Annotated in this window: 28 protein-coding genes and 1 tRNA gene; 8 read left to right on the top strand and 21 right to left on the bottom strand. The window is 64.5% G+C overall.

The features are described from left to right. Nucleotides 1-6: 6 nt before the first annotated feature. Entirely contained in the window at nt 7-942 is a 936-nt protein-coding gene (rpoH, locus tag AB3X99_RS21970) for an RNA polymerase sigma factor RpoH (RefSeq protein ID WP_069264904.1), read from the bottom strand. A 574-nt stretch (nt 943-1,516) separates the two neighbouring features. Between rpoH and AB3X99_RS21975 the strand changes: the two genes are divergently transcribed. Further along, complete coding sequence (locus AB3X99_RS21975; RefSeq protein ID WP_028201838.1) at nt 1,517-1,900, top strand: nuclear transport factor 2 family protein; 384 nt, start codon at nt 1,517-1,519, stop codon at nt 1,898-1,900. A gap of 150 nt (nt 1,901-2,050) precedes the next feature. Here AB3X99_RS21975 and leuA read toward each other — a convergent pair whose 3' ends face one another. The 3 genes from leuA to ybiB form a co-directional block, all read right to left on the bottom strand. Beyond that, nucleotides 2,051-3,697 carry a 2-isopropylmalate synthase gene (gene leuA / locus AB3X99_RS21980; RefSeq protein ID WP_368618117.1) on the bottom strand — a complete coding sequence of 549 codons (1,647 nt, stop codon included), beginning with the start codon at nt 3,695-3,697 and terminating at the stop codon, nt 2,051-2,053. Then, nucleotides 3,687-3,890 carry a hypothetical protein gene (locus AB3X99_RS21985; RefSeq protein WP_069264900.1) on the bottom strand — a complete coding sequence of 68 codons (204 nt, stop codon included), beginning with the start codon at nt 3,888-3,890 and terminating at the stop codon, nt 3,687-3,689. Before AB3X99_RS21985 ends, leuA begins: the two co-directional genes overlap by 11 nt. A gap of 391 nt (nt 3,891-4,281) precedes the next feature. After that, nucleotides 4,282-5,244, bottom strand: coding sequence for a DNA-binding protein YbiB (gene ybiB / locus AB3X99_RS21990; RefSeq protein WP_368618118.1), 963 nt, complete (start codon nt 5,242-5,244; stop codon nt 4,282-4,284). Nucleotides 5,245-5,493: 249 nt separating this feature from the next. On the opposite strand from ybiB, the gene AB3X99_RS21995 reads away from it, so the two are divergent. Then, the gene (locus AB3X99_RS21995; protein ID WP_342949527.1) at nt 5,494-6,192 is read left to right on the top strand and encodes a fumarylacetoacetate hydrolase family protein; all 699 of its coding nucleotides are present in this window, start codon (nt 5,494-5,496) and stop codon (nt 6,190-6,192) included. A 44-nt stretch (nt 6,193-6,236) separates the two neighbouring features. Next, a complete protein-coding gene (gene maiA, locus AB3X99_RS22000) occupies nt 6,237-6,884 on the top strand; it encodes a maleylacetoacetate isomerase (RefSeq protein ID WP_368618119.1) in 648 nt (215 codons plus the stop codon). 97 nt (nt 6,885-6,981) lie between these two features. On the opposite strand, the gene ftsY is transcribed toward maiA, so the two are convergent. Continuing rightward, a complete protein-coding gene (ftsY, locus tag AB3X99_RS22005) occupies nt 6,982-8,151 on the bottom strand; it encodes a signal recognition particle-docking protein FtsY (protein WP_368618120.1) in 1,170 nt (389 codons plus the stop codon). 283 nt (nt 8,152-8,434) lie between these two features. Here ftsY and rsmD point away from each other — a divergent pair, with 283 nt between their 5' ends. From rsmD to AB3X99_RS22020, 3 genes are all read left to right on the top strand, one after another. Beyond that, the gene (rsmD, locus tag AB3X99_RS22010) at nt 8,435-9,076 is read left to right on the top strand and encodes a 16S rRNA (guanine(966)-N(2))-methyltransferase RsmD (RefSeq protein WP_368618121.1); all 642 of its coding nucleotides are present in this window, start codon (nt 8,435-8,437) and stop codon (nt 9,074-9,076) included. Between the two features lie 108 nt (nt 9,077-9,184). Then, on the top strand, nt 9,185-9,688 hold the full coding sequence (gene coaD / locus AB3X99_RS22015; protein WP_069264884.1) for a pantetheine-phosphate adenylyltransferase: 504 nt from the start codon (nt 9,185-9,187) through the stop codon (nt 9,686-9,688). Between the two features lie 80 nt (nt 9,689-9,768). Then, nucleotides 9,769-10,029: a YfhL family 4Fe-4S dicluster ferredoxin gene (locus tag AB3X99_RS22020; RefSeq protein WP_368618122.1), complete on the top strand. Its 261-nt coding sequence runs from the start codon at nt 9,769-9,771 to the stop codon at nt 10,027-10,029. 69 nt (nt 10,030-10,098) lie between these two features. Here AB3X99_RS22020 and hisC read toward each other — a convergent pair whose 3' ends face one another. The 8 genes from hisC to AB3X99_RS22060 all read right to left on the bottom strand — a co-directional run bounded on the left by hisC (nt 10,099) and on the right by AB3X99_RS22060 (nt 17,365). Beyond that, nucleotides 10,099-11,166: a histidinol-phosphate transaminase gene (gene hisC, locus AB3X99_RS22025; protein ID WP_368618123.1), complete on the bottom strand. Its 1,068-nt coding sequence runs from the start codon at nt 11,164-11,166 to the stop codon at nt 10,099-10,101. Between the two features lie 15 nt (nt 11,167-11,181). Next, nucleotides 11,182-11,784: an aminoacyl-tRNA hydrolase gene (pth, locus tag AB3X99_RS22030; protein WP_321923210.1), complete on the bottom strand. Its 603-nt coding sequence runs from the start codon at nt 11,782-11,784 to the stop codon at nt 11,182-11,184. A 149-nt stretch (nt 11,785-11,933) separates the two neighbouring features. Continuing rightward, a complete protein-coding gene (locus AB3X99_RS22035) occupies nt 11,934-12,542 on the bottom strand; it encodes a 50S ribosomal protein L25/general stress protein Ctc (protein WP_069264876.1) in 609 nt (202 codons plus the stop codon). A gap of 169 nt (nt 12,543-12,711) precedes the next feature. Next, complete coding sequence (locus AB3X99_RS22040) at nt 12,712-13,668, bottom strand: ribose-phosphate pyrophosphokinase (protein WP_069265235.1); 957 nt, start codon at nt 13,666-13,668, stop codon at nt 12,712-12,714. Between the two features lie 89 nt (nt 13,669-13,757). Beyond that, a tRNA-Gln gene (locus AB3X99_RS22045) sits at nt 13,758-13,834 on the bottom strand. 50 nt (nt 13,835-13,884) lie between these two features. Beyond that, on the bottom strand, nt 13,885-14,787 hold the full coding sequence (gene ispE / locus AB3X99_RS22050; RefSeq protein WP_069264874.1) for a 4-(cytidine 5'-diphospho)-2-C-methyl-D-erythritol kinase: 903 nt from the start codon (nt 14,785-14,787) through the stop codon (nt 13,885-13,887). Between the two features lie 80 nt (nt 14,788-14,867). Continuing rightward, nucleotides 14,868-15,530 carry a lipoprotein insertase outer membrane protein LolB gene (lolB, locus tag AB3X99_RS22055; protein WP_368618124.1) on the bottom strand — a complete coding sequence of 221 codons (663 nt, stop codon included), beginning with the start codon at nt 15,528-15,530 and terminating at the stop codon, nt 14,868-14,870. Further along, nucleotides 15,530-17,365, bottom strand: a complete 1,836-nt coding sequence (locus tag AB3X99_RS22060) for a tetratricopeptide repeat protein (RefSeq protein ID WP_368605855.1) — start codon at nt 17,363-17,365, stop codon at nt 15,530-15,532. Before AB3X99_RS22060 ends, lolB begins: the two co-directional genes overlap by 1 nt. Before the next feature lie 122 nt (nt 17,366-17,487). Here AB3X99_RS22060 and mutM point away from each other — a divergent pair, with 122 nt between their 5' ends. Then, nucleotides 17,488-18,318, top strand: a complete 831-nt coding sequence (mutM, locus tag AB3X99_RS22065) for a bifunctional DNA-formamidopyrimidine glycosylase/DNA-(apurinic or apyrimidinic site) lyase (protein ID WP_069264868.1) — start codon at nt 17,488-17,490, stop codon at nt 18,316-18,318. A gap of 15 nt (nt 18,319-18,333) precedes the next feature. Next, nucleotides 18,334-19,467, top strand: a complete 1,134-nt coding sequence (gene mutY, locus AB3X99_RS22070; RefSeq protein ID WP_368618125.1) for an A/G-specific adenine glycosylase — start codon at nt 18,334-18,336, stop codon at nt 19,465-19,467. A gap of 29 nt (nt 19,468-19,496) precedes the next feature. Here the strand turns inward: mutY and AB3X99_RS22075 are convergent, their stop codons facing one another. The 8 genes from AB3X99_RS22075 to lptA form a co-directional block, all read right to left on the bottom strand. After that, nucleotides 19,497-20,135 (bottom strand): LON peptidase substrate-binding domain-containing protein, encoded by a 639-nt coding sequence (locus tag AB3X99_RS22075; protein ID WP_069264867.1) that lies wholly within the window; start codon nt 20,133-20,135, stop codon nt 19,497-19,499. 42 nt (nt 20,136-20,177) lie between these two features. After that, the gene (gene rapZ / locus AB3X99_RS22080; protein ID WP_069264864.1) at nt 20,178-21,071 is read right to left on the bottom strand and encodes an RNase adapter RapZ; all 894 of its coding nucleotides are present in this window, start codon (nt 21,069-21,071) and stop codon (nt 20,178-20,180) included. 138 nt (nt 21,072-21,209) lie between these two features. After that, nucleotides 21,210-22,178 (bottom strand): HPr(Ser) kinase/phosphatase, encoded by a 969-nt coding sequence (gene hprK, locus AB3X99_RS22085; protein ID WP_028201859.1) that lies wholly within the window; start codon nt 22,176-22,178, stop codon nt 21,210-21,212. Between the two features lie 201 nt (nt 22,179-22,379). Continuing rightward, complete coding sequence (ptsN, locus tag AB3X99_RS22090) at nt 22,380-22,835, bottom strand: PTS IIA-like nitrogen regulatory protein PtsN (protein ID WP_368618126.1); 456 nt, start codon at nt 22,833-22,835, stop codon at nt 22,380-22,382. Nucleotides 22,836-23,188: 353 nt separating this feature from the next. Beyond that, complete coding sequence (raiA, locus tag AB3X99_RS22095; protein ID WP_028201861.1) at nt 23,189-23,545, bottom strand: ribosome-associated translation inhibitor RaiA; 357 nt, start codon at nt 23,543-23,545, stop codon at nt 23,189-23,191. A gap of 173 nt (nt 23,546-23,718) precedes the next feature. Beyond that, nucleotides 23,719-25,236: an RNA polymerase factor sigma-54 gene (locus AB3X99_RS22100; RefSeq protein ID WP_368618127.1), complete on the bottom strand. Its 1,518-nt coding sequence runs from the start codon at nt 25,234-25,236 to the stop codon at nt 23,719-23,721. Nucleotides 25,237-25,510: 274 nt separating this feature from the next. Then, a complete protein-coding gene (gene lptB / locus AB3X99_RS22105) occupies nt 25,511-26,302 on the bottom strand; it encodes an LPS export ABC transporter ATP-binding protein (protein ID WP_069264858.1) in 792 nt (263 codons plus the stop codon). After that, complete coding sequence (gene lptA, locus AB3X99_RS22110; protein WP_069264856.1) at nt 26,299-26,991, bottom strand: lipopolysaccharide transport periplasmic protein LptA; 693 nt, start codon at nt 26,989-26,991, stop codon at nt 26,299-26,301. Before lptA ends, lptB begins: the two co-directional genes overlap by 4 nt. Nucleotides 26,992-26,994: the final 3 nt, after the last annotated feature.

Raw genomic sequence — 26,994 nt, forward strand, 5'->3', positions numbered from 1 at the left:
CGACGCTTACGCGTAGTCGGCGAGGGCGGTGCGCATCTTCTTCATGGCGCTCGCCTCGATCTGGCGAATGCGCTCGGCCGAAACGCCGAACTCGTCGGCCAGCTCGTGCAGGGTCGAGCCGCCCGAACCATCGTCGTCCACGTTGAGCCAGCGCGCCTCGATGATGCGGCGGCTGCGTGCGTCGAGCGCTTCCAGCGCGCTCGCAATGCCGTCCGACTGCAGGCGGTCGCGCGAACGTGCGGCGAGCACGGCGCTCGGCTCGCTGTGCGAGTCGGCGAGCCAGGCGATCGGGGCGAACGACTCCTCGCCGTCTTCGGTCTGGCCTTCGAGCGCGATGTCGGCGCCCGACAGGCGCGTTTCCATCTCCACGACCTCTTCGCGCTTCACGTTCAGTTCCTGCGCGAGGCCGTCGATCTCTTCCGGCGTGAACGACTGCAGGCCCTGCTTGTGGCTGCGCAGGTTGAAGAACAGCTTGCGCTGCGCCTTGGTCGTGGCGACCTTCACCATGCGCCAGTTGCGCAGGATGTATTCGTGGATCTCAGCCTTGATCCAGTGCATGGCGTACGACACCAGGCGCACGTTCTGCTCGGGGTCGAAGCGCTTCACGGCCTTCATCAGGCCGATGTTGCCTTCCTGGATCAGGTCGGCGTGCGGCAGGCCATAGCCGAGATAATTACGCGCGATCGACACCACGAGGCGCAGGTGCGACAGCACCAGGCGGCGCGCGCCTTCAAGATTGTTCTGCTCGCGAAACTCGGTCGCGAACTGACGCTCTTCTTGTGGCGTCAGCATCGGGATCCGGTTCACGGCCTGAATATAAGCGTCGATGTTGCCCAGCTGGCCGGGCAACAGGGAAGCATTCGCGAGCGCCAATGAGCCCCCGGCCTTGGCCGACGACGGGCTCAGCGTACTCGGAAGGGTCATGGTCATTGCGTTGCTCACGTAGCGAACTCCTCAGGAATCTTGCGAAAGTCAGACACCGACTCCACGGTGGATGTTAGCACTCTGAATCCCCGAGTGCTAATACTTGGAGTCTGTAGGGGCTTCAAGGTTCTTTGATTCCTATCGAAATGGTTGTATCGATAGATTACACTAAACGCCGGCAATCAAGCAGGGCGGGGCCCGGCGCCCGGCGCTGGCCTGCGCAAGGGGCAGGCCGAAGGAACACTCTAGTACGGGACAGCGTCCGGCGCGAAGTGCGCGGGAAATAAGGGGTGAAATCAGCGACGTTCGAGGGGCCGCGCAGCGCCAGGACCTTGTCACACAATCTGAGAAATAGACATCGGATAAAGCGGAAAGTGCTGCGCTGCGACATCCGGGCGCGGCCGCGGAGATGTCGCTACGCCAGGCGCAGTTCTCACCGGGCGCGTGGCGTATGCACCATAGATGGAGGCGATGTCTTTGATCGCAAGTATCCTTGTGCCAAAACCTGGTATAAATTTCAGCCAGACGTATGCAGAAATCTTCGGCGGAGATCTGCGCTCAGGCGCGGGCCAACGCGCAAGGGGCTCGAGCGATGGCGGCAAAACTGATCGATGCGATTCGCGGACTTGAGCGCGAGCGCTTTCGCGCGATGGTCGACGGCGACGGCACGTCGCTGGACCAGTTGCTGTCCGATCACGCGACCTTCGTCCACACCAACGGCAAACGCGAGACCAAGCAGCAGTTCATCGACGCGATCACGGCCGGCCGCCGCCGCTACCGCCAGATCGAGATCCAGTCGCAGGACGTGCTGCACGCGGGCAACGAGGCCTGCGTGGTCTCCGGCCGCGTGTTGATCGAGATGGAAGCGAACAACGGTGCGCTGCTCTTTCCGATTGCCTATACGGCGATCCAGACGCAGGAAGGGGGCCACTGGCGTCTGCTCGCATGGCAGGCGACGCGTTGCGCGATCGAGTGATGACCGGTAAGTCCACTCGCTGAAACGCCGTGTAGGCGCTTCAGGCGCACGCCGGCGGCCCGTTTTGCCGCCGGCGCTCAACAATGCCGCCGATTTCCCTGCTGAAACCCAAACTGCTTCGCGCACAGCGCGCGACACGCGCGAAAGGCGTCAGGCCGCCGCGCGCCGATCCACTTGCGGCCAGGCCGCGCGGTTCACCGCGCTGACCACTGCCGCGACGCACGCATGGACCGCGTCTTCGCCCACGCCGACGCCGTGGCGCAGCGGCTGGCCGCCCACGCGCGCGCCGACGAACACGGCCGTACCGCCCTGCGAGGTGCGCTCAGTCTCGAACGACGTGATTTCAATGTGCTCGCCGGCGAGTGCCGCGATGGCGGCGGCCACAGCTTGCGCATGTGCCTCATCGCTGCTCGTGGCAGCCGGCATGGCCACATCACGGCCTTCCCAGCGCACGCGGCCCGAACCGGCGTTGGCAACCGGCCCGCGCGTTTCGAAGTACTCACGCGCGAACAGTGCGCAGACCGCCTCGCCCGTGATCTCTTCGCCAGACGTATCGGCGACGGTCTGCACGGCGTGGCTGAACTCGATCTGCACGCGGCGCGGCGGCGTGAAGCCCATGCCGCGCTCGAGCAGATAAGTCGCGCCACCCTTGCCCGACTGGCTGTTCACGCGGATCACCGCGTCATAACTGCGGCCGAGGTCGGCGGGATCGATCGGGAGATACGGCACTTCCCAGACGGCGTCGGGCTGCTGCTGCGCGAAGCCCTTGCGGATCGCGTCCTGGTGCGAGCCCGAGAACGCCGTGAACACGAGGTCGCCCGCATACGGATGACGCGGATGCACGGGCAACTGGTTGCAGCGCTCGACCACGCGGCGCACGGCGTCGATGTCCGAGAAGTCGAGGCCCGGGTCGATGCCCTGGGTGTAGAGGTTCATCGCGAGCGTGACGAGATCGACGTTGCCGGTGCGCTCGCCGTTGCCGAACAGGCAGCCTTCGATCCGGTCCGCGCCCGCGAGCAGCGCCAACTCGGCGGCGGCCACCGCCGTGCCGCGGTCATTGTGCGGATGCACCGACAGCACGATGCTGTCGCGGTACGCGAGATTGCGGTCCATCCACTCGATCTGGTCGGCGTAGACGTTGGGCATCGCCGCTTCGACGGTCGCCGGAAGATTCACGATCATCTTGTGATCGCGCGTCGGGCGCCACGTCTGGGCCACCGCGTCGCAGACTTCGCGCGCGAAGGTCAGCTCGGTCATGCTGAAGGTTTCGGGCGAATACTGGTAAATCCAGTGCGTTTGCGGGTTCTTGTCGGCATGTGCGCGGATGATGCGCGTGCCTTCGACCGCGAGCGCTTTCACTTCCTCCTTCGACTGGCCGAACACGATCTTGCGGAACGACGGGCAGATCGCGTTGTAGAGGTGGACGATGGCGCGCGGCACGCCTTCGAGCGCTTCGAACGTGCGTGCAATCAATTCTTCGCGCGCCTGCACGAGCACTTCGATCGTCACATCGTCGGGAATGCGTTTTTCGTCGATCAGCTTGCGCACGAAATCGAAGTCGGTCTGCGAAGCGGACGGAAAGCCGACTTCGATTTCCTTGAAGCCGATCGCGACGAGCATTTCGAAGAATTCGGTCTTCTGCTCGATGCTCATCGGCTCGATCAGCGACTGGTTGCCGTCGCGCAGGTCGGTGCTCATCCAGATCGGCGCGCGCTCGACGGTGCGCGCGGGCCATTTGCGGCCGTTCAATCGGATGGCGGGGAAGGGGCGGTACTTCTCGGCGGGATTACGCAACATGACGAGCCTCGTTCTTCATGGTGTCGTTTGCGATGGTGGTCGGCAGCGGGCGGTTGGCGGGCTGGCGACGGAGCACGATGCGCGAAACCTCACGCGTACGGGCGGAAACCTCGGACGCGAAGAAGACGGCCACGGTGACGGCGGTAACCGGCGCGGCGAAAGCGGACGTGAACGATGCCCATGCAACGTGCATTTTGACCTCGCGACTCGTCCGAACGGTAAGCGGACGAATGCAGACGACAAGTTGTAGAGATACAGCGGATTTGGGGTACTGCGAGAACTGCTTTGGGAGGACCGCGGTGACCGGAGGAGGGGTCGTTGCGGCGCTACACCAGCTTTAGGCCAGGCGTAGCGATAGGGCCGATAGTCGGCCGAAGGTAATTCGGAGGGTGTTCGGGTAGGAACGCATTCGTCCAATGTAAATCAGGGCGGCTGCGCGTGTCAACAGCGAATTTGCTGGTGGGCGCGTGAAGATGCGTGAAGATGGCCGATGAAGCGCGCCGATACGCTTGCGGCGGACCACGCGCGTCGCCCGCCCCGCGCGGCCCTCGGCGGCTTGAGCGCCGGGTTTTCGGGTTCGATCGTCAGCGCTTCGCGATGCGTTTGATCGTCTCGATCTGGCGCGAGAGCGCATCCGGCACCGGCGCTTCGCCGCGCTGCACAGCATCGATCCAGGCGGCTGTAGTCGGTGCATCGCGGCCTTCGGGGAGATCGATTTCGGGCGCGCCGGGCGACGAGCGCTCCGGTTCGACCAGCGTTTCGCAGATGCCGTCGTGCAGCCAGTCGACCTGCACCTGGCGGCGGGTATCGGCGACGGCTTCGCCCTCAGTGCCGCGCGCGAGCAACGCGCCGCCCACCGCCGCTTCCGGATGCGCCGCGAAGAGGGCGCTGAGGCTTTCGCGGTACGGCGGGTGCGTGTAGTTCACGAGACGCAGGCCCGGCTCCGCGAACGGCTGCAGCAGCTTCACGAGCGTATGCGTGGAGTTGCGCACGCCCATGCGCCGGCGCATCGAGAGCAGGCGCGCGAGTTTGGGCGCGAGCGTGTCGATCGACGAAAACGCCACGCGGCCCGACGCCAGTTGCGCCTCGATTTCGGCGTGATCGCGTGCTTCGGGACGATTCAGCGCCGCGAAGATTTCCGCGCTCGTGACACGACCCGGATCGGTCACGACGCCGTGCACGAGCGTCGGCACACCTTCGCGCGCGAGCAGCAAGGCGAGCAGCGGCACGAGATTCGGCTGCTTGCGCGCGCCGTTGTAGCTTGGGATCGACACAGGCCGATAGTCGCCTCGCGGCACCGCGAGCGGCGCGAACGAGGCGTGCGCCGCGCAGAGCATGGCGGCCAGCTCATCCGCGGTTTCGCCCTTGAGGCGGTAGGCGAGCAGCACCGCGCCTAGCTCCAGCTCGGGCACGCGGCCGTCGAGCATGGCGGCGTAAAGGGCGTGCGTGTCTTCGGACGAAAGCGAGCGAGCGCCGTGCGGTCCGCGGCCGATCTCCTTGATGAAGCGGGCGCACGGGAAGATGTCGGTGGAGTCGGCGGCGGTCATGGGCGCGGTTCGTTCGACGGCGTGCCGAGGGCCGCCGTCGTATTGAAATGGGGATGCGGGAAGTATCGCACGAGCACGCGGTGCCTCGCCGGGCACGCATCGCCGGCCGCGCCCGGCCGGCCGCGTGAAGACGCCGCCGCGCACGCCCACCGCCGCGCGTTACACTCGCGATTGTTCTGACGGCGCAAGCCGCGCGATCGACAGGCACCCGTGCTTCGTGCACGCGCCATCACAAAGACGGAGAACTCCATGACGTACGTATTCGAACCGGCGGCACTCGCCTCGGTGCCGGTGGCAGGCACCGACACGCGTTTCCCGGTGCGGCGCATCTATTGCGTTGGCCGCAACTACGAAGCGCATGCGCGCGAGATGGGCCACGATCCGAACCGTGAACCGCCGTTCTTCTTCTCCAAGCCCGCCGACGCCGTGCTCTACGTTGCACCGGGCTCGACCGCCGAATTTCCGTACCCCGCACAATCGCAGAACGTGCACTTCGAGATGGAACTCGTCGCGGCAATCGGCAAAGGCGGCAAGGACATTCCGGTCGCGAGCGCGCTCGACCACGTGTTTGGCTACGCGCTCGGCCTCGATATGACACGCCGCGACTTGCAGGGCGAGGCGAAGAAGCTCGGTCGTCCGTGGGATACGGCCAAGGGCTTCGACCATTCGGCGCCGATCGGCCCGATCCATCCGGTTTCAAAGATCGGCCAGCTCGAGAAGGGCGAAATCTGGCTCGCAGTCAACGGCGAGGAGAAACAGCGCTCGGATATCTCGCAGATGATCTGGCCGGTTGCCGACACGATCGCGTTCCTTTCGACGCTGTTCGAACTCAAGGCCGGCGACCTGATCTACACGGGCACGCCCGAAGGCGTGGGCGCCGTGGTCAAGGGCGATCTGATGACGGGCGGTGTGGCAGGAATCGGCGAATTCGCCGTGCGGGTCGTCTGAGCGGCGCGCGCCGCAGCACGATTCAAGAGGAGCAAGAGAGGAGCATGAAGCTTTACAGCTATTTCCGCAGTTCGGCATCGTATCGGGTGCGAATTGCGCTGAATCTGAAGAACCTGTCGTACGAGTACGTCCCGGTTCACCTCGTGCGCGACGGCGGCGAGCAGCTCAAGCCCGCCTATCGCCAGGTGAATCCCGATGCGATCGTGCCGTCGTTCGTCGACGACGAAGGGCACACGCTTCAGCAGTCGCTCGCGATCATCGAATATCTGGAAGAGACGCATCCCGAGCCGCCGCTGCTGCCGAGGTCCCCCATCGATCGCGCTCATGTGCGCTCGCTCGCGCTGCAGGTGGCGTGCGAGATTCATCCGGTGGACAACCTGCGCGTGCTCAAGTACCTCAAGCACACCGTAGGCGCCGACGACGCGACGAAAGACGCGTGGTACCGCCACTGGATCGAGGCGGGCTTCGCGACGCTCGAACAGCGGCTCGCCAGCGATCCGCGCACCGGCAAGCTCGCTTTCGGCGACACGCCGACCGTCGCCGATCTTTGCATCGTGCCGCAGGTCTACAACGCGAACCGCTTCAAGATCGACACGACGCGTTACCCGACCATTCAGCGTATCAACGACTACGCGCTCACGCTCGACGCGTTCGCGCGCGCCGCGCCGGGCGTGCAGCCGGACACGGAATGAGCGCATGACCGGTTTGCGCTGGCCGCGACAATGAAAAAGGGCGTCGTTCGTGAGAACGACGCCCTTCGTACATTCAAAGCCGGGTAATCGCGCGCTATCAGCTGCCAAGCAGCGCGTCGGCGAATTCTTCGGCCACGAACGGCTGCAGATCTTCGACCTTTTCGCCCACGCCGATGAAATACACGGGGATCGGGCGTTGCCGCGCGATCGCGGCGAGGATGCCGCCCTTGGCGGTGCCGTCGAGCTTCGTGACGATGAGGCCGGTGAGGCCGAGCGCGTCGTCGAAGGCCTTGACCTGTGCGAGCGCGTTCTGGCCCGTGTTCGCGTCGATCACGAGCACCACCTCGTGCGGTGCGCCGTCGAACGCCTTGCCGATCACGCGCTTGACCTTCTTCAGCTCGTCCATCAGATGCAATTGCGTGGGCAGGCGGCCAGCGGTGTCGGCCATCACCACGTCGATGCGGCGCGCGCGCGCGGCGCTCACGGCGTCGAAGATCACCGCTGCCGGGTCGCCGCTTTCCTGCTGCACGACCGTCACGTTGTTGCGCTGGCCCCAGATGGCGAGCTGTTCGCGCGCGGCAGCGCGGAACGTGTCGCCGGCGGCGAGCAGCACGCTCTGGTCGAAGCTTTGCAGATGCTTGGCGAGCTTGCCGATGCTGGTGGTCTTGCCCGCGCCGTTCACGCCCGCGATCATCATCACGAGCGGCTGCGCGCGGCCGAGCATGAGCGACTTCTCGAGCGGCTTCAGCAGGCCGATGAGCAGCTCGCGCAGGGCGTTCTTCACCTGCTGTGCGTCGGTCAGGCGCTCGGCGCGTACCTTCTGGCGCAGCGTTTCGAGCAGATATTCGGTCGCGTCGACGCCCGCATCCGACATCAGCAGCGCGGTTTCGAGCTCTTCGTAGAGATCGTCGTCGATCTTCGCGTTGACGAAGATGCTCTGGATGTTCGAGCCGGTTTTCGAGAGCCCCGACCTCAGGCGCTTGAGCCACGATTGCCTGGCTTCGGGCTCGAGCGCGGGCGGCGGGACAATCTCGACGGTTTCCGGTTCGTCGTCATTGTCGACGGCTTGCTGCGGCTCGACCGGAGCGGTCACGGCCGGTGGAGCGGAGGGCGCGGGCGACGTTTGGTGCGGCGCGCTGGCGGCCTCATCAACGGCCTTATCAACGGCCTCGTCCGGCGCCTCGAGGGCGGCTTCGTCCTGCGCATTCTCGGCCGGCGCGTTCTCGGCGTCCTTCGAGCCGCGGAATCGTTTGAAGAAACTGAACATGGTCTGGGGTGGGTCAGGCGCGCTGCGGGTCGGACCGAGGGGCGGTCAGCGACGGCATGGAAGAGGTAACGCGCGGAAAACATGGCATTTTATCAGGCGCGTTAGCTGGAGTCGCTGCGGCATCGCGGTGGGAGCGTTGCGGCGCGCACGCGGCACCTGCGCGCCCCTGTGGTAACGTGCGCGCATTGGAGGGCGCGATGCGAAAGCGTCGAACCCCACAGTCGAGTTCCGCCGGCAAGTTGACTGCCAGCGGTCAAATGCACGCAGCGGTACGACCCAACGCATGACCCGTTCCTCACCTTCACGTGGCCAAGGCGGCCGCACCCATCAGCCCGATCCCCGCGCACGTGGCGGCGGCGGTGCGCACACGATCCGCATCATCGGCGGCGACTGGAAGCGCACGCCGCTGCCGGTGCTCGACCTCGACGGTTTGCGTCCGACCCCCGATCGCGTGCGCGAGACGGTCTTCAACTGGCTTGGCCAGCGTCTCGACGGTCTGCGTTGCCTCGACCTTTTCGCGGGCAGCGGCGGCCTCGGCTTCGAGGCGGCGTCGCGGGGCGCCGCGCGCGTCGTGATGGTGGAGCGCAGCGCGCGCGCCGCCGCGCAACTGCGCTCGAACCAGGCGCGCCTTGGCGCGCGCATGATCGAAATCGCAGAAGCCGACGCACTGCGTCTCGCGGCCAATCTCGCGCCAGGCTCGTTCGATGTGGTATTCCTCGATCCCCCGTTCGGCGACACCGCGCTGCTCGAGCGCTCACTCGAACTGGCTGCGCCGCTCGTCGCCCCGGACGGATGGCTTTACGTGGAGTCAGGTGAGCGTATCGATCCCAGTGCGCGGCCCGTGCTGGCGGGCTGGAGCGTGGTGCGCGAGGGCCGGGCCGGCGCCGTTCACTATCATTTGCTGCAGCGCGAAAATGAGGAATAATGCGCGTTCGATAAGAAGCGGCGGGCGGCCTGGCCGTCACGCACGCACGTGCGCATGCGTCGCCACGGCACTGCATTGCGCCCCATTTCTGTTGAGAGGAGAAGCCTCATGGTAGTCGCCGTGTACCCCGGTACCTTCGACCCGCTCACGCGCGGCCACGAAGATCTCGTGCGGCGCGCGTCGAGCATTTTCGACACGCTGGTAGTCGGCGTTGCGGACAGCCGCAACAAGAAGCCTTTCTTCTCGCTCGACGAGCGGCTCGAGATTGCCCACGAGGTGCTCGGCCACTATCCGAACGTGCAGGTCATGAGCTTCAAGGGGCTCCTGAAGGACTTCGTGCGCACCAACAACGCACGCGTGATCGTGCGCGGCCTGCGCGCGGTGTCGGACTTCGAGTACGAATTTCAGATGGCGGGCATGAACCGTTACCTGCTGCCCGACGTCGAGACGATGTTCATGACGCCATCGGACCAGTATCAGTTCATTTCGGGCACGATTGTGCGCGAAATCGCCCAGTTGGGCGGCGACGTGAGCAAGTTCGTGTTTCCGTCCGTGGAAAAGCGCTTGCAGGACAAGGTGGCCTCGATGGGCGCCCCGGTTACGAAGGTGTGAACGCCCGGCCAAAGCAGCGTAAACTGTCGGGCTAAGCAACGTGTGAGCCGGCCTTCGCGCCGGCGGGAAGTGAGAACAGCATGGCCCTGACGATTACCGACGAGTGCATCAATTGCGACGTGTGCGAGCCCGAGTGCCCGAACGACGCGATCTCGATGGGCCCGGAAATCTATGTGATCGACCCGAAGAAGTGCACCGAATGTGTCGGCCATTTCGATGAGCCGCAGTGCATCCAGGTGTGCCCGGTGGAGTGCATTCCCAAGAATCCGGAGCATGTCGAGTCGCCCGAGCAGTTGATGCAGAAGTACCACGCGCTGACGGCCGCCAAGAACAACGCCTGAATCGCGCAATTCTGCGGAAAATAAAAAACGCGCCAACTGGCGCGTTTTTTATTTCATCCTGCCGTCTTCTTACGCGACGATGGCCTTCAATGCGTCGATGAGCGTGTCGCACTCGGGATCCGTGCCGATCGAGATACGCAGATGCTGGTTCACGCGCGGCGCGTTGAAATGGCGCACGAAGATCTCCTTTTCGCGCAGCTTTGCCGCAATTGCCGCCGCGTCGTGCGCAGGATGCGTCGCGAACACGAAATTCGCCGCCGAAGGCACCACGTCGAAGCCGAGCGCCGTGAGCGCGGCCGTCAGGCGCTCGCGGCTGGCGATCACGCGCGCGCTCGTGGTCTTCAGCCACTCGCCGTCTTCGTAAGCGGCAGTCGCGGCGGCTTGCGCCAGGCGGTCGAGCGGGTACGAGTTGAAGCTGTCCTTTACGCGGTTGAGCGCATCGATGAGATCGGGGTGGCCGAACGCGAAGCCCACGCGCATGCCCGCGAGCGAGCGTGATTTCGAAGTTGTGTGCACGACCAGCAGGTTCGGATAGCGGTCGATCAGCGCAATCGCCGACTCGGCGCCGAAATCCACATACGCTTCGTCGATCACCACCACGGATTCCGTGTTCGCCGCGACAAGCCGCTCGATTTCCGCGACCGGCAGCGCGTGACCCGTGGGCGCATTCGGATTCGGGAAAATCACGCCGCCATTGGGCTGGCGGTAATCGTCGACGCGAATCGTGAACTGTTCCGTGAGCGGCACGGTGCGGTACTCGACCTCGTAGAGCCGCGCGTAGGTCGGGTAGAAGCTGTAGGTGATGTCGGGAAAGAGGATCGGCTCGTCGTGCTTGAGCAGCGCCTGGAAGGCGTGAGCGAGCACCTCGTCCGAGCCGTTGCCGACGAACACCTGCTCCGCGCGGATGCCGTGATGCGCGGCCACGGCGGCGCGCAGACGCTTCGCGACGGGGTCGGGATAGCGGCGCAGCGACTCGCCCGTCTCGCCCAGTTCGTGGCGGATCGCCTCGAGCACACGCGGGGAGGGCGCATACGGATTCTCGTTGGTGTTGAGCTTGACCGGCTTCGCGAGCGCGGGCTGCTCGCCCGGCACGTAGGGCACGAGCCGGTTGACGATGTCACTCCAGTAACGACTCAAGACGCTCTCCTTGTTTCAACCGTTGCGATGCAGCTGCATCACCGCGCGTTCGGCCTCGCCCTTCACGAACGTCGGCATCACGGCGAGCGCGCGTTCGATCGATGCGTCGATGACCTCCTGCTCTTCGCGGCGCGGCGGCTTGAGCACGAAGTTCGCGACATCGGGCTTTGCACCGGCGCGCGCGCCTTCGGGGATCAGGTCGCGCGGATGGCCGATGCCGATGCGCAAACGCCAATACTGCTGCGTCGACAGATGCGCGGATATGTCCTTCAGGCCGTTGTGGCCGCCGCTGCCGCCGCCGAGCTTGAGCTTGACGGTGCCGGGCGGCAGATCGAGTTCGTCGTGCGCGACAAGGATTTGATCGGGCAGGATCTTGAAGAACGCCGCGAGAGCGACGACCGATTGCCCCGAGCGGTTCATATAGGTCTGCGGTTCGAGCAGATGCACTTCCTCGCCGTAGAGTCGCGCCTTCGCGTAGTGGCCGTGGAAGCGCCGCTCGTCGCGCAGCGTCGTGCCGGCTTCGCGCGCGAGCTGGTCCACGAGCCAGAAGCCCGCGTTGTGGCGCGTCGCCGTGTATTCGGCGCCCGGATTGCCGAGCCCGACGATCAACCTGATCATTGTGGTGTTCCGCTTGCGTAAATCGATGAACTGACCCGCAAGTGTACGAAAAAGTGCGAAAAAAAACCCGCCGGGGCGAACCGCGGCGGGTCACGTCGACCGTTTCAGGGAAACGGATCGAGAGGATCGGCTCATTGAGGCCGCTGCGCTTACTCCGCAGCCGGCGCTTCTTCGCCTTCAGCAGCCGCCTGGGCGCCAGCCGGCACGGGTGCCGACACGATGACCGGGTTTTCCACTTCGACGTGCTGAACCAGCGTCACGCCTGCGGGCAGGGTGATGTCCTTGGCATGCAGCGATTGACCGGCTTCGATCTTGGCGAGGTCGACTTCGAGGAATTCCGGCAGTTGGCCCGGCAGGCACTGGATTTCGATTTCAGCCAGAACGTGCGAGATGATCGCGCCACCCGTCTTCACAGCCGGGTTGGTTTCCTGGTTCATGAAGTGCAGGGGCACCTTCGTGTGGATCTTCTTGCTCGGATCCACACGCTGGAAGTCCACGTGCAGCACGAGCTGACGGAACGGGTGGTATTGCACGTCGCGCAGCAGCACTTGCTGCGACTTGCCGGCCACTTCGAGGTCGAGGATCGACGAGTGGAAGGCTTCCTTCTTGAGGGCGTGCCACAGCGCGTTGTGATCGATTTCGATCAGTTGCGGCTCGGCGCCGACACCGTAAACGATGCCAGGGGTCTTGCCAGCAATGCGCAGGCGGCGGCTCGCACCCGTACCTTGCAGGTTACGCTCGAAAGCGATGACTTTCATTTGATTCTCCATTGCACTGCCCGCGACCAGGCAGTAAAACGGGGCCTTTTCAGCAGAATGCCTGCCTTCCGGCCCCCAGCGATGCAGCGCGAACCATCGTCCGTTCGCGCCGATTACGTGCAAAAGCGCGGCGTCCTTGCGAACACCGCGCCTTGCGCGTCAATTCTTTTTAGCTTTCCGCGAACAGCGACATCACCGAGTCGCCGCGACGGATACGCGAGAACGTTTCGGCGAGAAGTCCTGCGCTCGTGAGCGAGCGGATCTTCGCGCACGAACGCGCTTCGGCGCCCAGCGGAATCGTGTCGGTCACGACGAGTTCGTCCAGAGCCGAAGCGGCGATGCGCTCGCCTGCGCCACCCGAGAGAACCGGGTGCGTGGCGTAAGCGAACACCTTCTTCGCGCCGCGTTCCTTCAGCACTTGCGCTGCCTTGCAGAGCGTGCCGGCGGTGTCGACCATGTCGTCCATGATCACGCAGGTGCGGCCTTCGACTTCACCGATGATGTTCATCACTTCGGCGACGTTCGCCTTCGGACGACGCTTGTCGATGATGGCGAGATCGCAATTCAGTTGCTTGGCGAGCGCACGGGCGCGCACCACGCCGCCGACGTCCGGCGAAACGACCAGCAGGTTCTCGTGATTCTGCTTGCGCAGATCGCCGAGCAACACGGGCGTCGCGTAGATGTTGTCGACGGGAATATCGAAGAAGCCCTGAATCTGGTCAGCGTGCAGATCCATCGTGATGATCCGCTCGACGCCGGCGATTTCCAGCATGTTCGCCACGACCTTCGCCGAGATGGCGACGCGCGCCGAACGGGGGCGGCGGTCTTGACGGGCATAGCCGAAGTAGGGAATAGCTGCGGTGATCCGGCCTGCGGATGCGCGCTTGAGCGCATCGACCATGATCATCAGTTCCATCAGGTTGTCGTTGGTCGGCGCGCAAGTCGACTGAAGGACGAAGACGTCCTTGCCGCGCACGTTTTCCTGGATTTCGACCTGGATTTCACCGTCGGAAAATCGGCTAACCATAGCCTTACCGAGGGGAATACCGAGGATCTTGACGACTTCCTGGGCAAGCGCGGGATTTGCGTTGCCAGTAAAAACCATCAGGCCGTCATGGCTGCTCATCATGCACCTGCTGCGGACTTTGGGGGGCGAGAGGAACTACTTGGGCGAACTGCTCTGGGTAACCCACAGAGCGAACTGCCTGGAATTTTTGGCAGGGGAGGAAGGACTCGAACCCTCGCATGCCGGAATCAAAATCCGGTGCCTTAACCAACTTGGCGACTCCCCTACACTCAACTTTGAGCCTGACTGACCGGTAGGACGATCAACCATGCAAAACTATGCCGCGAAAGCGAAGAGTGGATGCTTGTTCAGACTCGAGGCTACCGCGCTTCGCCAGTCCGGTTGTTCCGCAAGCAGTCTGGCCTGTGCCGATTCTGCTTCGGACCGACTGGCGAATGCTGCAAAAACGCTGGCACCCGATCCGGTCATCCGCGCTGGTGCGATGCTGTTCGAGACACTCTCAAACCATCGAAGCACCTGCGCTACTTCCGCGTATTTTCCTGCGACAACCGCTTGCATATCGTTATGACCGAAGCTGTCTGGCCATCCGTTCTGCGTTGCTTGCTGTGCAAGAAAGACTGCAATTGTGCAGGTCTTTGTGTCCCTTGTCAACGATTTTTCTGAAAAAATCTCGGCAGTAGGAACATGAACCCGCGGCGTCACGACCAAAAAATGACGCGGGGGCAATTGTACAGCCTCGAGGGCTTCGCCAACACCCTCCGCGAACGCATTTTTCCCGAACACGAAGAAGGGCACGTCCGCGCCCAGCTCGAGTGCGAGCGCCTGCAATTCCTCGCGTTGCAGGTTGAGCTTCCACAGGCGGTTGAGCGCGAGCAGCGTCGTGGCCGCGTCGGAGCTGCCGCCGCCGAGACCCGCGCCCATCGGCAGACGCTTTTCGATATCGATCTCGACACCCTCGCTCGTGCCCGTGTGTTCCTTGAGCAGCGTCGCGGCGCGCACGGTGAGGTCGTGCTCGGCAGGTACGCCTTCCACTTCCACGGTGCGCGTAATGCGGCCGTCGTGGCGGCGCGTGAAATGCAGCGTGTCGCCCCAGTCGAGCAACTGGAACACGGTCTGCAGATCGTGATAGCCATTGGGGCGCCGGCCCGTGATGTGCAGGAAGAGATTGAGTTTCGCGGGCGCTAGGCAGTCGCGCAGCGAGTCCTGGGTTTCGATCATGATGCTCTTGGGATGATGCCTGGATTCTGGCCGGCGCGTGCCGGCCAGATATTGCTGATGAGAGACCGCAACCGGCCCGCTTACTGGTCGAGCACGAGCTTGATCTGGAGCGGCGGTGCTTCGCGCGTGAGATTGACGCGTTTCACGCCATTGGCCGGCGCGTCGGCATAGGCGACATAATCGATGGTCCAGCCGTCCTGCTCGATCTGCGAAAGCCGCTGCGGATTCTGCGAGTCGGGCGTAGTGCGTGCATGCGAGGTGGGCGCGACCGATGGCTGCAGCCAGTAGCGCAGCCCTTCCACGGGCAGGGCAAAGCCGAGCGCCTGCTGCATGAGCGTGCTCACGTTGTCGGCCGTGAGCGGCTGGCGGTTGGGCAGTTCCAGCGTGGCTTGCGACGGCGCGGAAGTGACGAGCGCGAGTGTCTGGCCGAGCGGATTGAGCAGTTGCAGCGTCACCGTCGAATCGGTCTCGTGCCAGTCGAAGTTGCCGTACGCGTTGCGCTGCTGGCCGTTCTGATCGACATATTGAACGGCGAAGCGGCCATGATAGGCGCGGTTCGTCTGCGTACTGAGCGAGGTCGTGGCGTTCGAGGTGGAAGGTTGGCGCGGCGGCTGCTGCGTCGCGCAACCCGTCAGCGCGAGGAGCGCGGCCGCCGCTGCGCCGAGCGACGCGCGCCGTACGAAACTGGCTGCGCGCGCAACGGTGAGGGCCTTGGGCGAAATCGAAGTGAAAAAATCTGCCATCAGAGATCGTTGACCTGGAAGCGTTTGAGCGTCTTCAGGAGCGTGTCGTTGTCGGGTTCGAGCTTGCGGGCCTCGCGCCACGCGGCGCGTGCGCCATCCTGGTCGCCGTTTTTCCAGAGCACTTCACCGAGGTGCGCGCCTATTTCCGCGTTCGGCTGGAGGCTGTAGGCCTTGCGCAAGAGCTTGATCGCGTCGGCATTGTCACCCAGGCGGTATTTGACCCAGCCCACACTGTCCATGATGAACGCGTCGTCCGGTGCGAGCGACGAGGCTTTTTCCACCAGTTTGTCGGCTTCCTGCAGGCGCTGATTGCGGTCCGCAAGCGAGTAACCGAGCGCGTTGTAGGCCTGCGGATTGTCGGGCTGCGTCTTGATCAGCTTGCGCAGCTGCGCTTCCATGACGTCGTAGTGGCCGGTTTTTTCCGCAGCCATCGCGTAGTCATAGGTGAGGTCCGGGTCGTCCGGGAAGTCGGCGGTCGCCTTCGCGAGCCGTGCTTCGGCTTCCGGGTAGCGCTTCGCGTCGAACAGGATCGCGGCGTCGGTGCGCGCGATCAGCGCCTGGTCGCGCGGATCGTCGGCCTGAATGCTCGCGAGCTGACGGCGCGCGTCGTCGGTCTTGCCTTCCTTGTCCAGGATCTGTGCGCGCGTGATCTGGGCCGGCACATATTGCTGGCTGTTGGGCTGGATCTTGTCGAGCCACTTCTGTGCGCCGGCGTCGTCCTTCTGCTCGACCGACAGTTGCGCGAGGTAAATATAGGCCTGACCTGGGTCGGCGGCCGGATTCTTCTCGGCAACCTGCGCGTATTGCGTCAGATACTTCTGCGCGGCGTCGAACTTCTTCTGCTGCACGCTGATGAGCGCGAGCGCCATGAGCGGCATCAGGTCGGTCGCGTTGTCCTTGTGCAGAATCTCGAACTGCTTCTGCGCGTCGTCGAGGCGGTCGGCAGCGAGATAGGTCTGCGCGAGTGCGAGACGCCCTTCACGCGACTTCGGGTTCTGCTGGACGTATTTTTCGATCGACGCAATGCCTTCGGCGCGCTCCTCCGGCCCCATCTGCGCGAGCATCAGCGCGGCGGGAAGGTAGTCGGGCTTGAGCGCGAGCGCCTGCTCGAACGACTTGCGTGCGCCGGGTGCGTCGTCGGCGAGCAGTTGCTGGCGGCCGATCGCGAGCTGCGCCTCGGGACGGTTCATGTCGTCCTTGAGCAGCGTTTTGAGCACATTCAGGCCGCCCACGCGATTGGGACCGCGCGAAAGCAGAAGCTGCAGTGAGAGGATCGCCTGGCCACGGCTGTCGGCCGGTACCTTCGCGAGTTCGCGCGCAAGCAGCGGCTGGGCGTCGTCGGGCCTGCCCGCGAGCACGAGGAGTGACGCGTCGAGCTGCGCCGCGCGCTCGGAATCGGGCGCGTACTGCTGCCAGAGCTGCACCGCATTCAGGGCGTCGGACGGGCTTTGCGCCGAGAGCGCGATTTCCGTCGCGCGCTGCGCCATGCGCGGGTCGTGCGTGTCGCGCGCGAGCGCGAGATACGTTTGAAAGGCGGGGGCAGGCTGGTCGCGCTGCAGCGCGATTTCCGCGGCGAGCACCTGGAAGACGATCTGGCTCGACAGCGGAACGGCCGGCAGATCCTTCTTCTCGTCGGGCGAGGGGGGGCCGAAAGCGTCCGGCATGGTGACGGAAGTGTCGTCCGTGTCAGGGGACGGATCCTGCGCATATGCGCTCGACGTGGTCAACGCCCAGGCGGCGAGAACTGCGGCGCCAACGAGGCGACGCGCGAAGGCGGCAGGGGCGCGGGGCGTCGCGGGACGCTTCGCGAACAGCTTAACGAAAGACAGTTCCATGGAATTCCGTCGAATGTTTCGGTCGATTGTAACGCGCTGGCTACAATACGCGCACAACGCGCACACACGTTTACGCAAGTTGCAGACCAACCCGGACCAGCATCCGAATCAGGCCGCGAGATATGCCAGAGTTGCCAGAAGTTGAGGTTACCCGAAGGGGGATCGAACCGTGGGTCGCGGGCCGCCGCGTCGAGCGTGTGGAGGTGCGCAACCCCGCATTGCGCTGGCCCGTGCCGGCTACGCTCGCCCGTACGCTGCGCGGCCGCACGATACGTTCGGTTGGGCGGCGCGGCAAGTATTTGCTGTTCGAGGTCGACGAAGGCTGGTTCATCGTGCATCTCGGCATGACCGGCACGCTGCGCGTGCTGCGCAATCTGCCGAAGCCGCCGGCCGCGGAGAAGCACGATCACGTCGACTGGTTCTTCGACGACTTCACGCTGCGCTTTCGCGACCCGCGCCGGTTCGGCGCCGTGCTCTGGCACCCGCGCGAGGCTGGCGACGTGCTCGGCCATCCGCTGCTGGCGGCGCTCGGCATCGAGCCGTTCACACCGGCCTTCGACGGCGCACTGCTCTTTCGCGAGACCCGCGGCCGCAAGGTCGCCGTCAAGCAGGCTCTCCTCGCGGGCGATATCGTGGTGGGCGTTGGCAATATCTACGCATCGGAAAGTCTGTTCCGCGCCGGTATCCGGCCGACGACCCCGGCGGGCCGCGTTTCGCTTGCGCGCTACGAACTCCTCGCGGATGCCGTGCGCGCCGTGCTCGCCTCGGCCATCGAGAAGGGCGGCAGCACGCTGCGCGACTTCGTCGGCAGCAACGGCGAAAGCGGCTATTTTCAGCTCGAATACTTCGTTTATGACCGCGCGGGCCAACCCTGCCGCGTGTGCGGCACGCCGATCAAGCAGATCGTGCAGGGCCAGCGTTCCACTTATTTCTGTCCGCGCTGCCAGCGCTGAGCGCCAGGCATTTCCATGTACCGAACTTCTTCCACTTCCGTGCCGCTACCGGCTGGCGCGTATCCCGCTGAGCTGCTTACCGGTTTCGCGCCGCGCCTGATCGCCTGGCAGCGCGAGCATGGCCGTCACGACCTGCCGTGGCAGAACACGCGCGACCCGTATCGCATCTGGCTCTCGGAAATCATGCTGCAGCAGACTCAGGTCTCGACCGTGATTCCGTACTACGCGCGTTTTCTCGAGCGCTTTCCCACGGTCGAAGCGCTCGCCGCCGCGCCCGACGACGACGTGATGGCGCTCTGGGCCGGCCTCGGCTATTACTCGCGCGCGCGCAATCTGCACCGCTGCGCGCAGGTCGTGGCCGATACCCACGGTGGCAAGTTTCCGCAGACGGTCGAGGCGCTCGCGGAGCTGCCCGGCATCGGCCGTTCGACGGCGGCGGCGATCGCGTCGTTCGCGTTCGGCGCGCGCGAAACGATCCTGGACGGCAACGTGAAGCGCGTGCTCGCGCGCGTGTTCGGCGTGGAAGGCTTTCCTGGTGAAAAGCGCGTGGAGAACGCGATGTGGACGCTCGCCGAAACGCTCGTGCCAGGTCCCGAAGCGAGCGACGCCGACGTGAGCGCGTACACGCAAGGCTTGATGGATCTTGGCGCGACGCTGTGCGGGCGGGGCAAGCCCGACTGCGCGCGCTGCCCGTTCGCGCAGGACTGCGTGGCGAACACGACGGGACGTCAACGTGAACTACCCGCCGCGCGCCCGAAGAAGGCCGTGCCCACGCGGCGCACGTGGATGCTCGTGCTGCTCGACGGCGATGCGGTGATGCTGGAGAAGCGCCCGCCATCGGGTATCTGGGGTGGGTTGTGGAGCTTGCCCGAAGCCGCGGACGAACCCGCGCTCGCCGAGCGCGCGCGAGACTTCGGAGTGACGCCGGAGCGCGCGGCGTCGAGTTCGGCGCTCATGCCGCTCACGCATACGTTCACGCACTTCAAGCTCGACATCGAGCCGCGCGTGATCGAACTCAAGCGCAATGCTGCGCCGCTCGAAGCCAATGATGGACAGAGCGCATGGGTGTCGCTAGGCAACATCGACGCGTATGGCGTGCCCGCGCCAGTGCGCAAACTGCTCGATGGTTTGCGTGGACCGCTGATCTGAGTCAGCGAGCATGCGGCATCAACGCTGCATCAAAGCAGCTGATGCTGCTGCATGTAGTGATGCACGATCTCGATACGCGCGCCGGCGTCGTTCAACTCCATGAGCTTCTGACGCGCGCGCAGCGCGATCGGCAGCACCTCGGCCAGACGGTTCGATACCCACGAGGGATCGTCGAAGCGGAACGGCTCCGCAAACGGCAGGCTCGCGGAATCGCGCTCGCGGATCGTCGCGATGATGCGCTCGAGCACTTCCGCACACGCGCCGAATTGCGCGAGCTGTTTGCCGCCTTCCAGTGGAATATCTTCGGGGATCAACTCGGCCGTGCCCACGAGCAGGCCGTCGGCTTCCACGCGATGCGAGAGCAGATGAAAGCGTTGCGTGCCGTGAGCCTGGATATGCAGCATGCCGACGGTCTCGACATCGCATTGCTCGATGAGCGCGAGGCATCCCACGGATTCGGGCACGGCAGTCGTCTCGTCGGGCTGCGCGACTTCCGCGCCACTTTTGAGCAGGCACACGCCGAACGGCGTGTGCTCGCGCAGGCACTCGCTCGCCATGTCCAGGTATCGCGCTTCGAAGATCTTGAGCGGCAGCAGGCCGCCGGGGAACAGCACCGTATGCAGCGGGAACAACGGCAAACGGCCAAGCACGGCAGGAGACGAGGACATGGCGCAACGCTTTCGGTTAAGGGCCGCGCGATGCGCAGCCGGTTAGGCGATCAGCCGTGACGACTCTCCGACATCGAGAGGCGCGTCGCGGTGACGCACGATAACGTTCGACTCGCCGGCAAAGCGCGTGGCGAGCGTCTGGGCGATGTACACCGATCGATGTTGTCCGCCCGTGCAGCCGATCGCAACGGTGAGATAGCTGCGGTTGTCGGCGCGAAAATGCGGCAGCCACTTCGCGACGAACGCATAGACATCGTCGATCATTTCGTGGACGGCCGGCTGCGCATTGAGAAAGTCGATCACGGGCTGATCGAGCCCGGTGAGCGGCCGCAAGCGGGCGTCGTAATGCGGGTTCGGCAGCGTGCGCACGTCGAACACGAGGTCGGCGTCGAGCGGTACGCCGCGCTTGAAGCCGAACGATTCGAACGTGAGCATGAGCGAGCCGCGCTCGCCGCCGACGAACACCTTCACCCACTGGCGCAGTGCGTTGGAACTCAGGTTGCTCGTGTCGACCTGATGGCCGAACTCGGCGAGGTTCGAAACGAGTTCACGCTCGTGCTCGATCGCTTCTTCGAGTGACTTGAGCATGCCCACGTTGGCGTCGTGCGCGGCGGAGCCCGAAAGCGGATGGCGGCGGCGCGTTTCCGAGAAGCGCTGGATGAGCGACTGCGTGCTCGCGTTGAGGAAGAGCACGCGCACATCGTGGCGAAGCGCCAGGTCGCGGATCATCTCCGGCATGTCGTCGAACGACGAACTCGAGCGCGCATCGATAGCGACGGCGAGGCGTTCGTAGCCGTCGTCGCTGAGATATTGGGCGAGTTGCGGTAGAAAGCGCGGCGGCAGATTGTCGACGCAATAATAGCCGACGTCTTCGAGCGCATTGAGCGCCACTGACTTGCCGGAACCCGAAATGCCGGTGATCAGGATGATACGCATGGGAGAGTCGATGAACCCGATTGGGTCATCATAGCATCCGATCCGCGCGCCTGTATTGGCTCTCCGGGCCGCAGGCGCTCGTTTCGAGGGCGCGCACGGCGTACATTGCGCGCCTCGCCGGCCTCACCGCTTCGGGCGTCAGATCAGCTTGCCGGGAAACTGGCTGTCGGGGTCCTGCATGGCGAGACGCTGGCGGTCCATGAAGTCGCGCAGGGTGTCGATACCGCGCAATTGCAGGATCGTGTTGCGCACGGCGGCCTCGACCAGCACGGCGAGGTTGCGGCCCGCGGCCACCTGGATCGTGACCTTGCTGATGGGCAGGCCGAGCACGTCGACGGTCTGGCTCTCCAGCGGCAGACGCTGGAACTCGCCGTCCGGGCGGCGCACGAGTTGCACGATGAGCTTGAGCTTCATCTTCCGGCGCACGGCCGTTTCACCGAAGATCGTCTTGATGTCGAGCAGGCCGAGGCCGCGCACTTCGAGCAGGTTCTGCAACAGCGGCGGGCAGCGCCCCTCGACGAAATCGGGGCCGAGGCGCACGAAGTCCACGGCGTCGTCGGCTACGAGGCCATGGCCGCGGCTGATCAGCTCCAGACCCAGCTCGCTCTTGCCGAGACCCGAGTCGCCCGTGAGCAGCACGCCCATGCCGAGAATGTCGAGAAATACGCCGTGCAGCGTCGCGCGCGGCGCGAGAATGCGCGACATGTAGAGGCGCAGGCTGTCGATGACGGTGGCCGCCGACATCGGCGTGGTGAAGAGCGGCGTGGAAGAACGCGTGCAACGCAGCACCAGTTCGGGCGGCGCGGTCATGCCGTCGGCGACCACGAGAAACGGCGGTTCGAGCGCGATCAGCTCGGCCATGTGGCGCGAGCGGTCTTCGTCGGTCTGGCGCTGGTAGTAGTGAATTTCGGCGTCGCCGAGCACCTGGATGCGGTTCGGGTGGATCAGGTTCAGGTGACCGACGAGGTCGGCGCTCGCCGTGGCCGTGGCCACCGTTTCGGTCGAAAAGCCGCGTTCCCAGCCTTCGTGCCCCGTCAACCAGCTGAGTTTCAGCGTGGTGGCGTTGTCGTCGAAGATGCTTTGGGCGTTGATGCTGGAAGTGTCCATGAGTCGGTGACTCCGCGAGATGACTCGCTTAACGGCTGACTGAATTGCTGGCTAAATAATCCGCGCGACCTGGCCTGGGTGCGCTACCTGGGTGGTTCACGGCTGCCGGCGCCTTACGCTTCACCCCTGCAACGAGCGTCGAGCGCGCGCTGTTCGGCCGCGCGTACCGCGACCGCGCCTCGCAAGACGCCGCACATTACATCAAGGTTGCCACTGGGTGAGCAGGCGATGCAACGTTTCGCGGTTTTCTTCCGTATGGAGCCGCTCACGCGTTTCGCGATCCGACAGTAGTTGTGCGATCTCGGACAGGATTTCAAGGTGCTGCTGCGTGGCCTGTTCGGGCACGAGCAGGAAGATCAGGAGCGACACGGGCAGGCCGTCTGGCGCTTCGAAGGCGATCGGCTCGGCGAGGCGCACGAAGGCGGCCTGCGGCTGCTTCAGGCCCTTGATGCGGCCGTGCGGGATCGCGACGCCTTCGCCGAGGCCCGTGGAGCCGAGACGCTCGCGTGCGAAAAGATTGTCGGTAACCGTGCTGCGGGCGATGCCGTTCTGGTTTTCGAAGATCAGGCCAGCCTGCTCGAAGACGCGTTTCTTGCTGGTGACGGACAGGCCGACGACGACGTTCTCGATGGGAAGTATTTTGGCTAAACGATTCATGTTGGCAGGCGAAAACGTGGCCTGAATGCTCCACACCCCGACAGCTGACCGCTTTGGCGGAAGCTTTGGATCTGGCGACGAAGCCCGGTGCCGGGACCGTGGGGACCTGTTGGCGCGTTAGACCCCGTAATACGACTGGACCATTATAGAACAAGCGTCCACGCCGATGGTGCGATGCGCCACGCATGAGCGCAACCCTCGTTGCCCGGTTGCACCCAGCGGTAAAACCCAGCATTGCGCGTACTCACGAAAAAGCCGCCCGGTTTGGGCGGCTTCGCTTCGAGGGGCGGAGGATGAACTATCGACTCCAGCCCCGGTTCATGGCGTGAATCGCCACACAGGACACTGTGGGATCACTGCGGCGGGATTTCGATGATGGGCGCAGGCTGGTGCTTGATCGCCTCATGTTGATGTCCCTGCACGCGGTCCTTGTGACGTACGACCTGGCGGTCCAGCTTGTCGACCACGAGATCGATGGCGGCGTACATGTCGCCGTTCGCGCTCTCCACAAATATGTCCTTGCCTTTCAGATGAAGGTTCACTTCGACCTTCTGTCTCTTATCCTTTTCCTTATGGTTGTCGACCGAGAGGACCACATTGCCATCGATTACCTGATCGAAATGTCTTAGCACCCTGTCCAGTTTGGTGATCACGTATTCTCGCAACGCTGGCGTTACTTCGAGATGGTGTCCACTGATCTTCAGATTCATAGTGCTTCTCCAGGCTGATGGCCGCGTGACGCGTGAAGTGCGGCAATGCCGGTCGACTGTCTGCCAGAACGCGGCTCCCCGAAAGGCCTGCGACGGCGGGCGAACTCGGCCGGCCATGTCCGCCAACGGGCGTAGCGGCCGGAAAACGCCTGCTCCGAAAAAGCCGGAACAGGCTAAAGAGACTTGCGCAGATTGACGGCTGGAATCTTCAGCGCCTCGCGATACTTCGCAACGGTGCGTCGCGCGACCACGAAGCCCTGTTCTGCCAGCAGTTCGGCTATGCGGCTGTCTGAAAGAGGAGATTTGGTGTTCTCGGCTCCTATGAGTTGCTTGATGAGGGCGCGGATGGCGGTGGACGATGCAGCGCCTCCGGTGTCCGTCGATACATGCGATCCGAAGAAGTACTTAAATTCAAGTGTCCCGAATGGAGTCAGCATGTATTTACCGGTTGTCACACGCGAGACAGTTGATTCGTGTAGGCCCAGCGTATCAGCAATCTCCCTCAAAACCAAGGGGCGCATGGCGATTTCGCCGTGCACGAAAAAGTTCTTCTGACGCTCGACGATAGCCTGCGCGACACGCAGGATCGTCTCGAAGCGCTGCTGGATATTCTTGATGAGCCAGCGCGCTTCCTGCAGCTGCTGGCGCAGCGAACCGCTAGCCGGATCGCCACGGTTGTTGCGCAGGATATTCGCGTACAGGTGGTTGATGCGCAGCTTCGGCACCACCTCGGGGTTGAGTTCCGCATGCCAGTTCTGGCCGGTCCTCTTCACGATGATGTCGGGCACCACGTAATCGGCTTCGGCCTTGCCATACGACGAACCCGGGAACGGTTCGAGCGAACGGATCAGCGCATGCGCGTCACGCAGCTCGTCGTCGCCCGTCTTCAGTTGCTTGCGCAACCGCGTGAAGTCGCGCGCGGCGAGCAGTTCGAGATAGTTCGACACGATTTCGAGCGCGAGCGTGCGCGTGGGCGACGAAGTGACGCGCAACAACTGCAGCTTGAGGCACTCGGAGGCCGAGCGCGCGCCCACGCCCGCGGGGTCGAAGCTATGCAGCAGCGCTAGCGCCGCATTGAATTCGTCGGCGTCGACTTCGAGTTCTTCGGGAATGTCGGCAAGAATTTCCTCGCAGGTCGCGCTGAGGTAGCCGTCTTCGTCGAGCGATTCGATGAGGAACGTGATGAGCGCGCGGTCGCGCTGGCTCGCGTTCGTTTCGCGCAACTGCGCCATGAGATGGTCGCGCAGCGTGGTGGTCGATTCGTGGATCTGCAGCGGCGGCAGGTCGTCGTCGTCGGAGGCGTTGCCCGAGCGGCCGTAATCGTCCAGGTTCCACTGGCTCGCGTCGCCGTTCGCGTCGCCGCCAAGGCCGTCGTATTCGTCCACGCCTCGCGGCTCGCTCTCGCTGTTTTCGCCGCTGCCGTTGGACGTCGAGGTGGAACTGTTCGCGCCCTGCATCGGCTCAGCGCCGGAGGGCGCGGGCGGCTGCGCGATGACCGAGCCGTCCGCGGCCACGCGCAGCGGGCTCGCGATCCAGTCGTCCTCGTTCTCGAGCAGCGGGTTCTGCGAGATCGCCGTCGCGACCTCCTGCTGCAGTTCGAGCGTCGACAGCTGCAGCAGCCGGATGGACTGTTGCAGTTGTGGCGTGAGCGCAAGATGCTGCGAGAGGCGGAGTTGGAGGCTGGCTTTCATGGCGGTGTGCGAACCATTGTAAAGAGTTTGCCACGCGGACGAAACCACGGGGCACTCGCAAAAACGAGCGTGCGCCACGCCGGTGCCTGCCCGGAATTTGGTGCGCAAACAGGGGCGCTCCCGGGCCTGCCATGCACCGTTTTGGGGGCAAGGTCGAGCAGTTACACGGGGAAACGCGAAAGATGAGGCCGGAAAAACGCGAAAGCGGATCGCGCGCGCCCGGGTGGGCGCTGCGGGACTGCGGTGAACGGGCGCGCGAGGCGCGCCCGGGGGCTTACATGCGGAAGTGCTCGCCGAGATAAACGCGGCGCACGTTCTCGTTCTCGATGATCTCGCCGGGTGCGCCGGCCGCGAGCACGCTGCCGTCGCTGATGATGTACGCGTGATCGCAGATGCCGAGCGTCTCGCGCACGTTGTGGTCGGTGATCAGCACGCCGATGTTGCGCTGCTTCAGGAACTTCACGATCTTCTGGATTTCCAGCACGGCGATCGGGTCGACGCCCGCGAACGGCTCGTCGAGCAGGATGAAGCTCGGATCGGTTGCGAGCGCGCGTGCGATTTCGACGCGCCGGCGTTCGCCGCCCGAGAGCGACAGCGCCGGATTCTCGCGCAGATGCGCGATTTGCAGCTCCTCGAGCAGCGCTTCGGCGCGCTCGGTGATGACGTCTTTCGACAGACGTTTGCCGTTGCCATCCACCTGCAGTTCGAGCACCGCGCGGATGTTCTCCTCGACCGTGAGCTTGCGGAACACCGAGGCTTCCTGCGGCAGATACGAAAGACCGAGCGCCGCGCGCTTGTGGATCGGCAGAAGGCTGATGGAGCGGCCGTCGAGGTCGATCTCGCCGGCGTCGAGCGGCACGAGACCCACGATCATGTAGAACGACGTGGTCTTACCGGCGCCGTTGGGGCCGAGCAGTCCGACCACTTCACCGCTCTTCACGTCGAGCGACACGTCCTTGACGACGGTGCGCGAGCCATAGCGCTTCTTCAGGTTGCGCACGACGAGCGTGCTCGTCTTGCCGGCCAGCTGGCGGCCGTAGCTTTGGGTGGCGGTGACGGTATTCACTGTGGCGGCGCTTCCTGCAGCTTGGTGGACGGCGTGAGGGCGGCCGGGGCGCCGGCGGGCGGTTGTGCGCCGGTGGCGGTGTTGCGCGGCGAGAGCATCGCGCGAACGCGGCCGCCGGGGTTGCCGGGACCCGCGACGTCCTTGCCGGAGCGCGCCGTGTAGAAGTCGTTCTGGCCGTCGTACGTGACGACGCTGCCGTGGACCTGATCCATCACCGTCGAGAGACCCTGCAGGCGGCGCACCGTCGCGCGCGTCGTGAGCGTGGTGAGGTCCTGCTTGCCGTCGTAGTCGATGCGCTCGGCCGTGCCGTCGACGTATTCGTCGAGGCCTTCGCGCTTCTGGCGGAAGTAGGCGAGCTTGTCGGCGGGCGTGCCCGGCGCGACGGTGCCGGTCGCGAACTGGTAGCCCTGCGGGTCCTGGGTGACGACGAGCTTGTCGGCCTTGATGAGGATCGTGCCCTTGGTGGCAACCACGTGGCCCGTGAAGACGGTCTGCTGCTTCAGATCGTCATAGGTCATGTTGTCCGCTTCGATATTGAGCGGCTTGTCCTTGTCGGCGCGCTCGGCGTGGGCCGCGGGCGCGAGGCCGGCGAACAGCAGCGCGCTGGCGAGCGCCATCAGCGCCGCGAAGCGTGCGCGGCGGGCGTCAGGCGAACGGCCGTTCAGTGGACGGGGAAGCGAATCGTTCATGCA

This window comes from Paraburkholderia sp. BR10882 (assembly GCF_040948855.1).
Taxonomy (GTDB): Bacteria; Pseudomonadota; Gammaproteobacteria; order Burkholderiales; family Burkholderiaceae; genus Paraburkholderia; species Paraburkholderia nodosa_A.

Bases quoted from the DNA above. Each gene is read 5' to 3' on its own strand.
- AB3X99_RS21975 (WP_028201838.1), top strand. From the start codon at position 1,517: ATGGCGGCAAAACTGATCGATGCGATTCGCGGACTTGAGCGCGAGCGC.
- leuA (WP_368618117.1), bottom strand. From the start codon at position 3,697: ATGTTGCGTAATCCCGCCGAGAAGTACCGCCCCTTCCCCGCCATCCGA.
- AB3X99_RS21985 (WP_069264900.1), bottom strand. From the start codon at position 3,890: ATGCACGTTGCATGGGCATCGTTCACGTCCGCTTTCGCCGCGCCGGTT.
- ybiB (WP_368618118.1), bottom strand. From the start codon at position 5,244: ATGACCGCCGCCGACTCCACCGACATCTTCCCGTGCGCCCGCTTCATC.
- AB3X99_RS21995 (WP_342949527.1), top strand. From the start codon at position 5,494: ATGACGTACGTATTCGAACCGGCGGCACTCGCCTCGGTGCCGGTGGCA.
- maiA (WP_368618119.1), top strand. From the start codon at position 6,237: ATGAAGCTTTACAGCTATTTCCGCAGTTCGGCATCGTATCGGGTGCGA.
- ftsY (WP_368618120.1), bottom strand. From the start codon at position 8,151: ATGTTCAGTTTCTTCAAACGATTCCGCGGCTCGAAGGACGCCGAGAAC.
- rsmD (WP_368618121.1), top strand. From the start codon at position 8,435: ATGACCCGTTCCTCACCTTCACGTGGCCAAGGCGGCCGCACCCATCAG.
- coaD (WP_069264884.1), top strand. From the start codon at position 9,185: ATGGTAGTCGCCGTGTACCCCGGTACCTTCGACCCGCTCACGCGCGGC.
- AB3X99_RS22020 (WP_368618122.1), top strand. From the start codon at position 9,769: ATGGCCCTGACGATTACCGACGAGTGCATCAATTGCGACGTGTGCGAG.
- pth (WP_321923210.1), bottom strand. From the start codon at position 11,784: ATGATCAGGTTGATCGTCGGGCTCGGCAATCCGGGCGCCGAATACACG.
- AB3X99_RS22035 (WP_069264876.1), bottom strand. From the start codon at position 12,542: ATGAAAGTCATCGCTTTCGAGCGTAACCTGCAAGGTACGGGTGCGAGC.
- AB3X99_RS22040 (WP_069265235.1), bottom strand. From the start codon at position 13,668: ATGAGCAGCCATGACGGCCTGATGGTTTTTACTGGCAACGCAAATCCC.
- ispE (WP_069264874.1), bottom strand. From the start codon at position 14,787: ATGATCGAAACCCAGGACTCGCTGCGCGACTGCCTAGCGCCCGCGAAA.
- lolB (WP_368618124.1), bottom strand. From the start codon at position 15,530: ATGGCAGATTTTTTCACTTCGATTTCGCCCAAGGCCCTCACCGTTGCG.
- AB3X99_RS22060 (WP_368605855.1), bottom strand. From the start codon at position 17,365: ATGGAACTGTCTTTCGTTAAGCTGTTCGCGAAGCGTCCCGCGACGCCC.
- mutM (WP_069264868.1), top strand. From the start codon at position 17,488: ATGCCAGAGTTGCCAGAAGTTGAGGTTACCCGAAGGGGGATCGAACCG.
- mutY (WP_368618125.1), top strand. From the start codon at position 18,334: ATGTACCGAACTTCTTCCACTTCCGTGCCGCTACCGGCTGGCGCGTAT.
- AB3X99_RS22075 (WP_069264867.1), bottom strand. From the start codon at position 20,135: ATGTCCTCGTCTCCTGCCGTGCTTGGCCGTTTGCCGTTGTTCCCGCTG.
- rapZ (WP_069264864.1), bottom strand. From the start codon at position 21,071: ATGCGTATCATCCTGATCACCGGCATTTCGGGTTCCGGCAAGTCAGTG.
- hprK (WP_028201859.1), bottom strand. From the start codon at position 22,178: ATGGACACTTCCAGCATCAACGCCCAAAGCATCTTCGACGACAACGCC.
- ptsN (WP_368618126.1), bottom strand. From the start codon at position 22,835: ATGAATCGTTTAGCCAAAATACTTCCCATCGAGAACGTCGTCGTCGGC.
- raiA (WP_028201861.1), bottom strand. From the start codon at position 23,545: ATGAATCTGAAGATCAGTGGACACCATCTCGAAGTAACGCCAGCGTTG.
- AB3X99_RS22100 (WP_368618127.1), bottom strand. From the start codon at position 25,236: ATGAAAGCCAGCCTCCAACTCCGCCTCTCGCAGCATCTTGCGCTCACG.
- lptA (WP_069264856.1), bottom strand. From the start codon at position 26,991: ATGAACGATTCGCTTCCCCGTCCACTGAACGGCCGTTCGCCTGACGCC.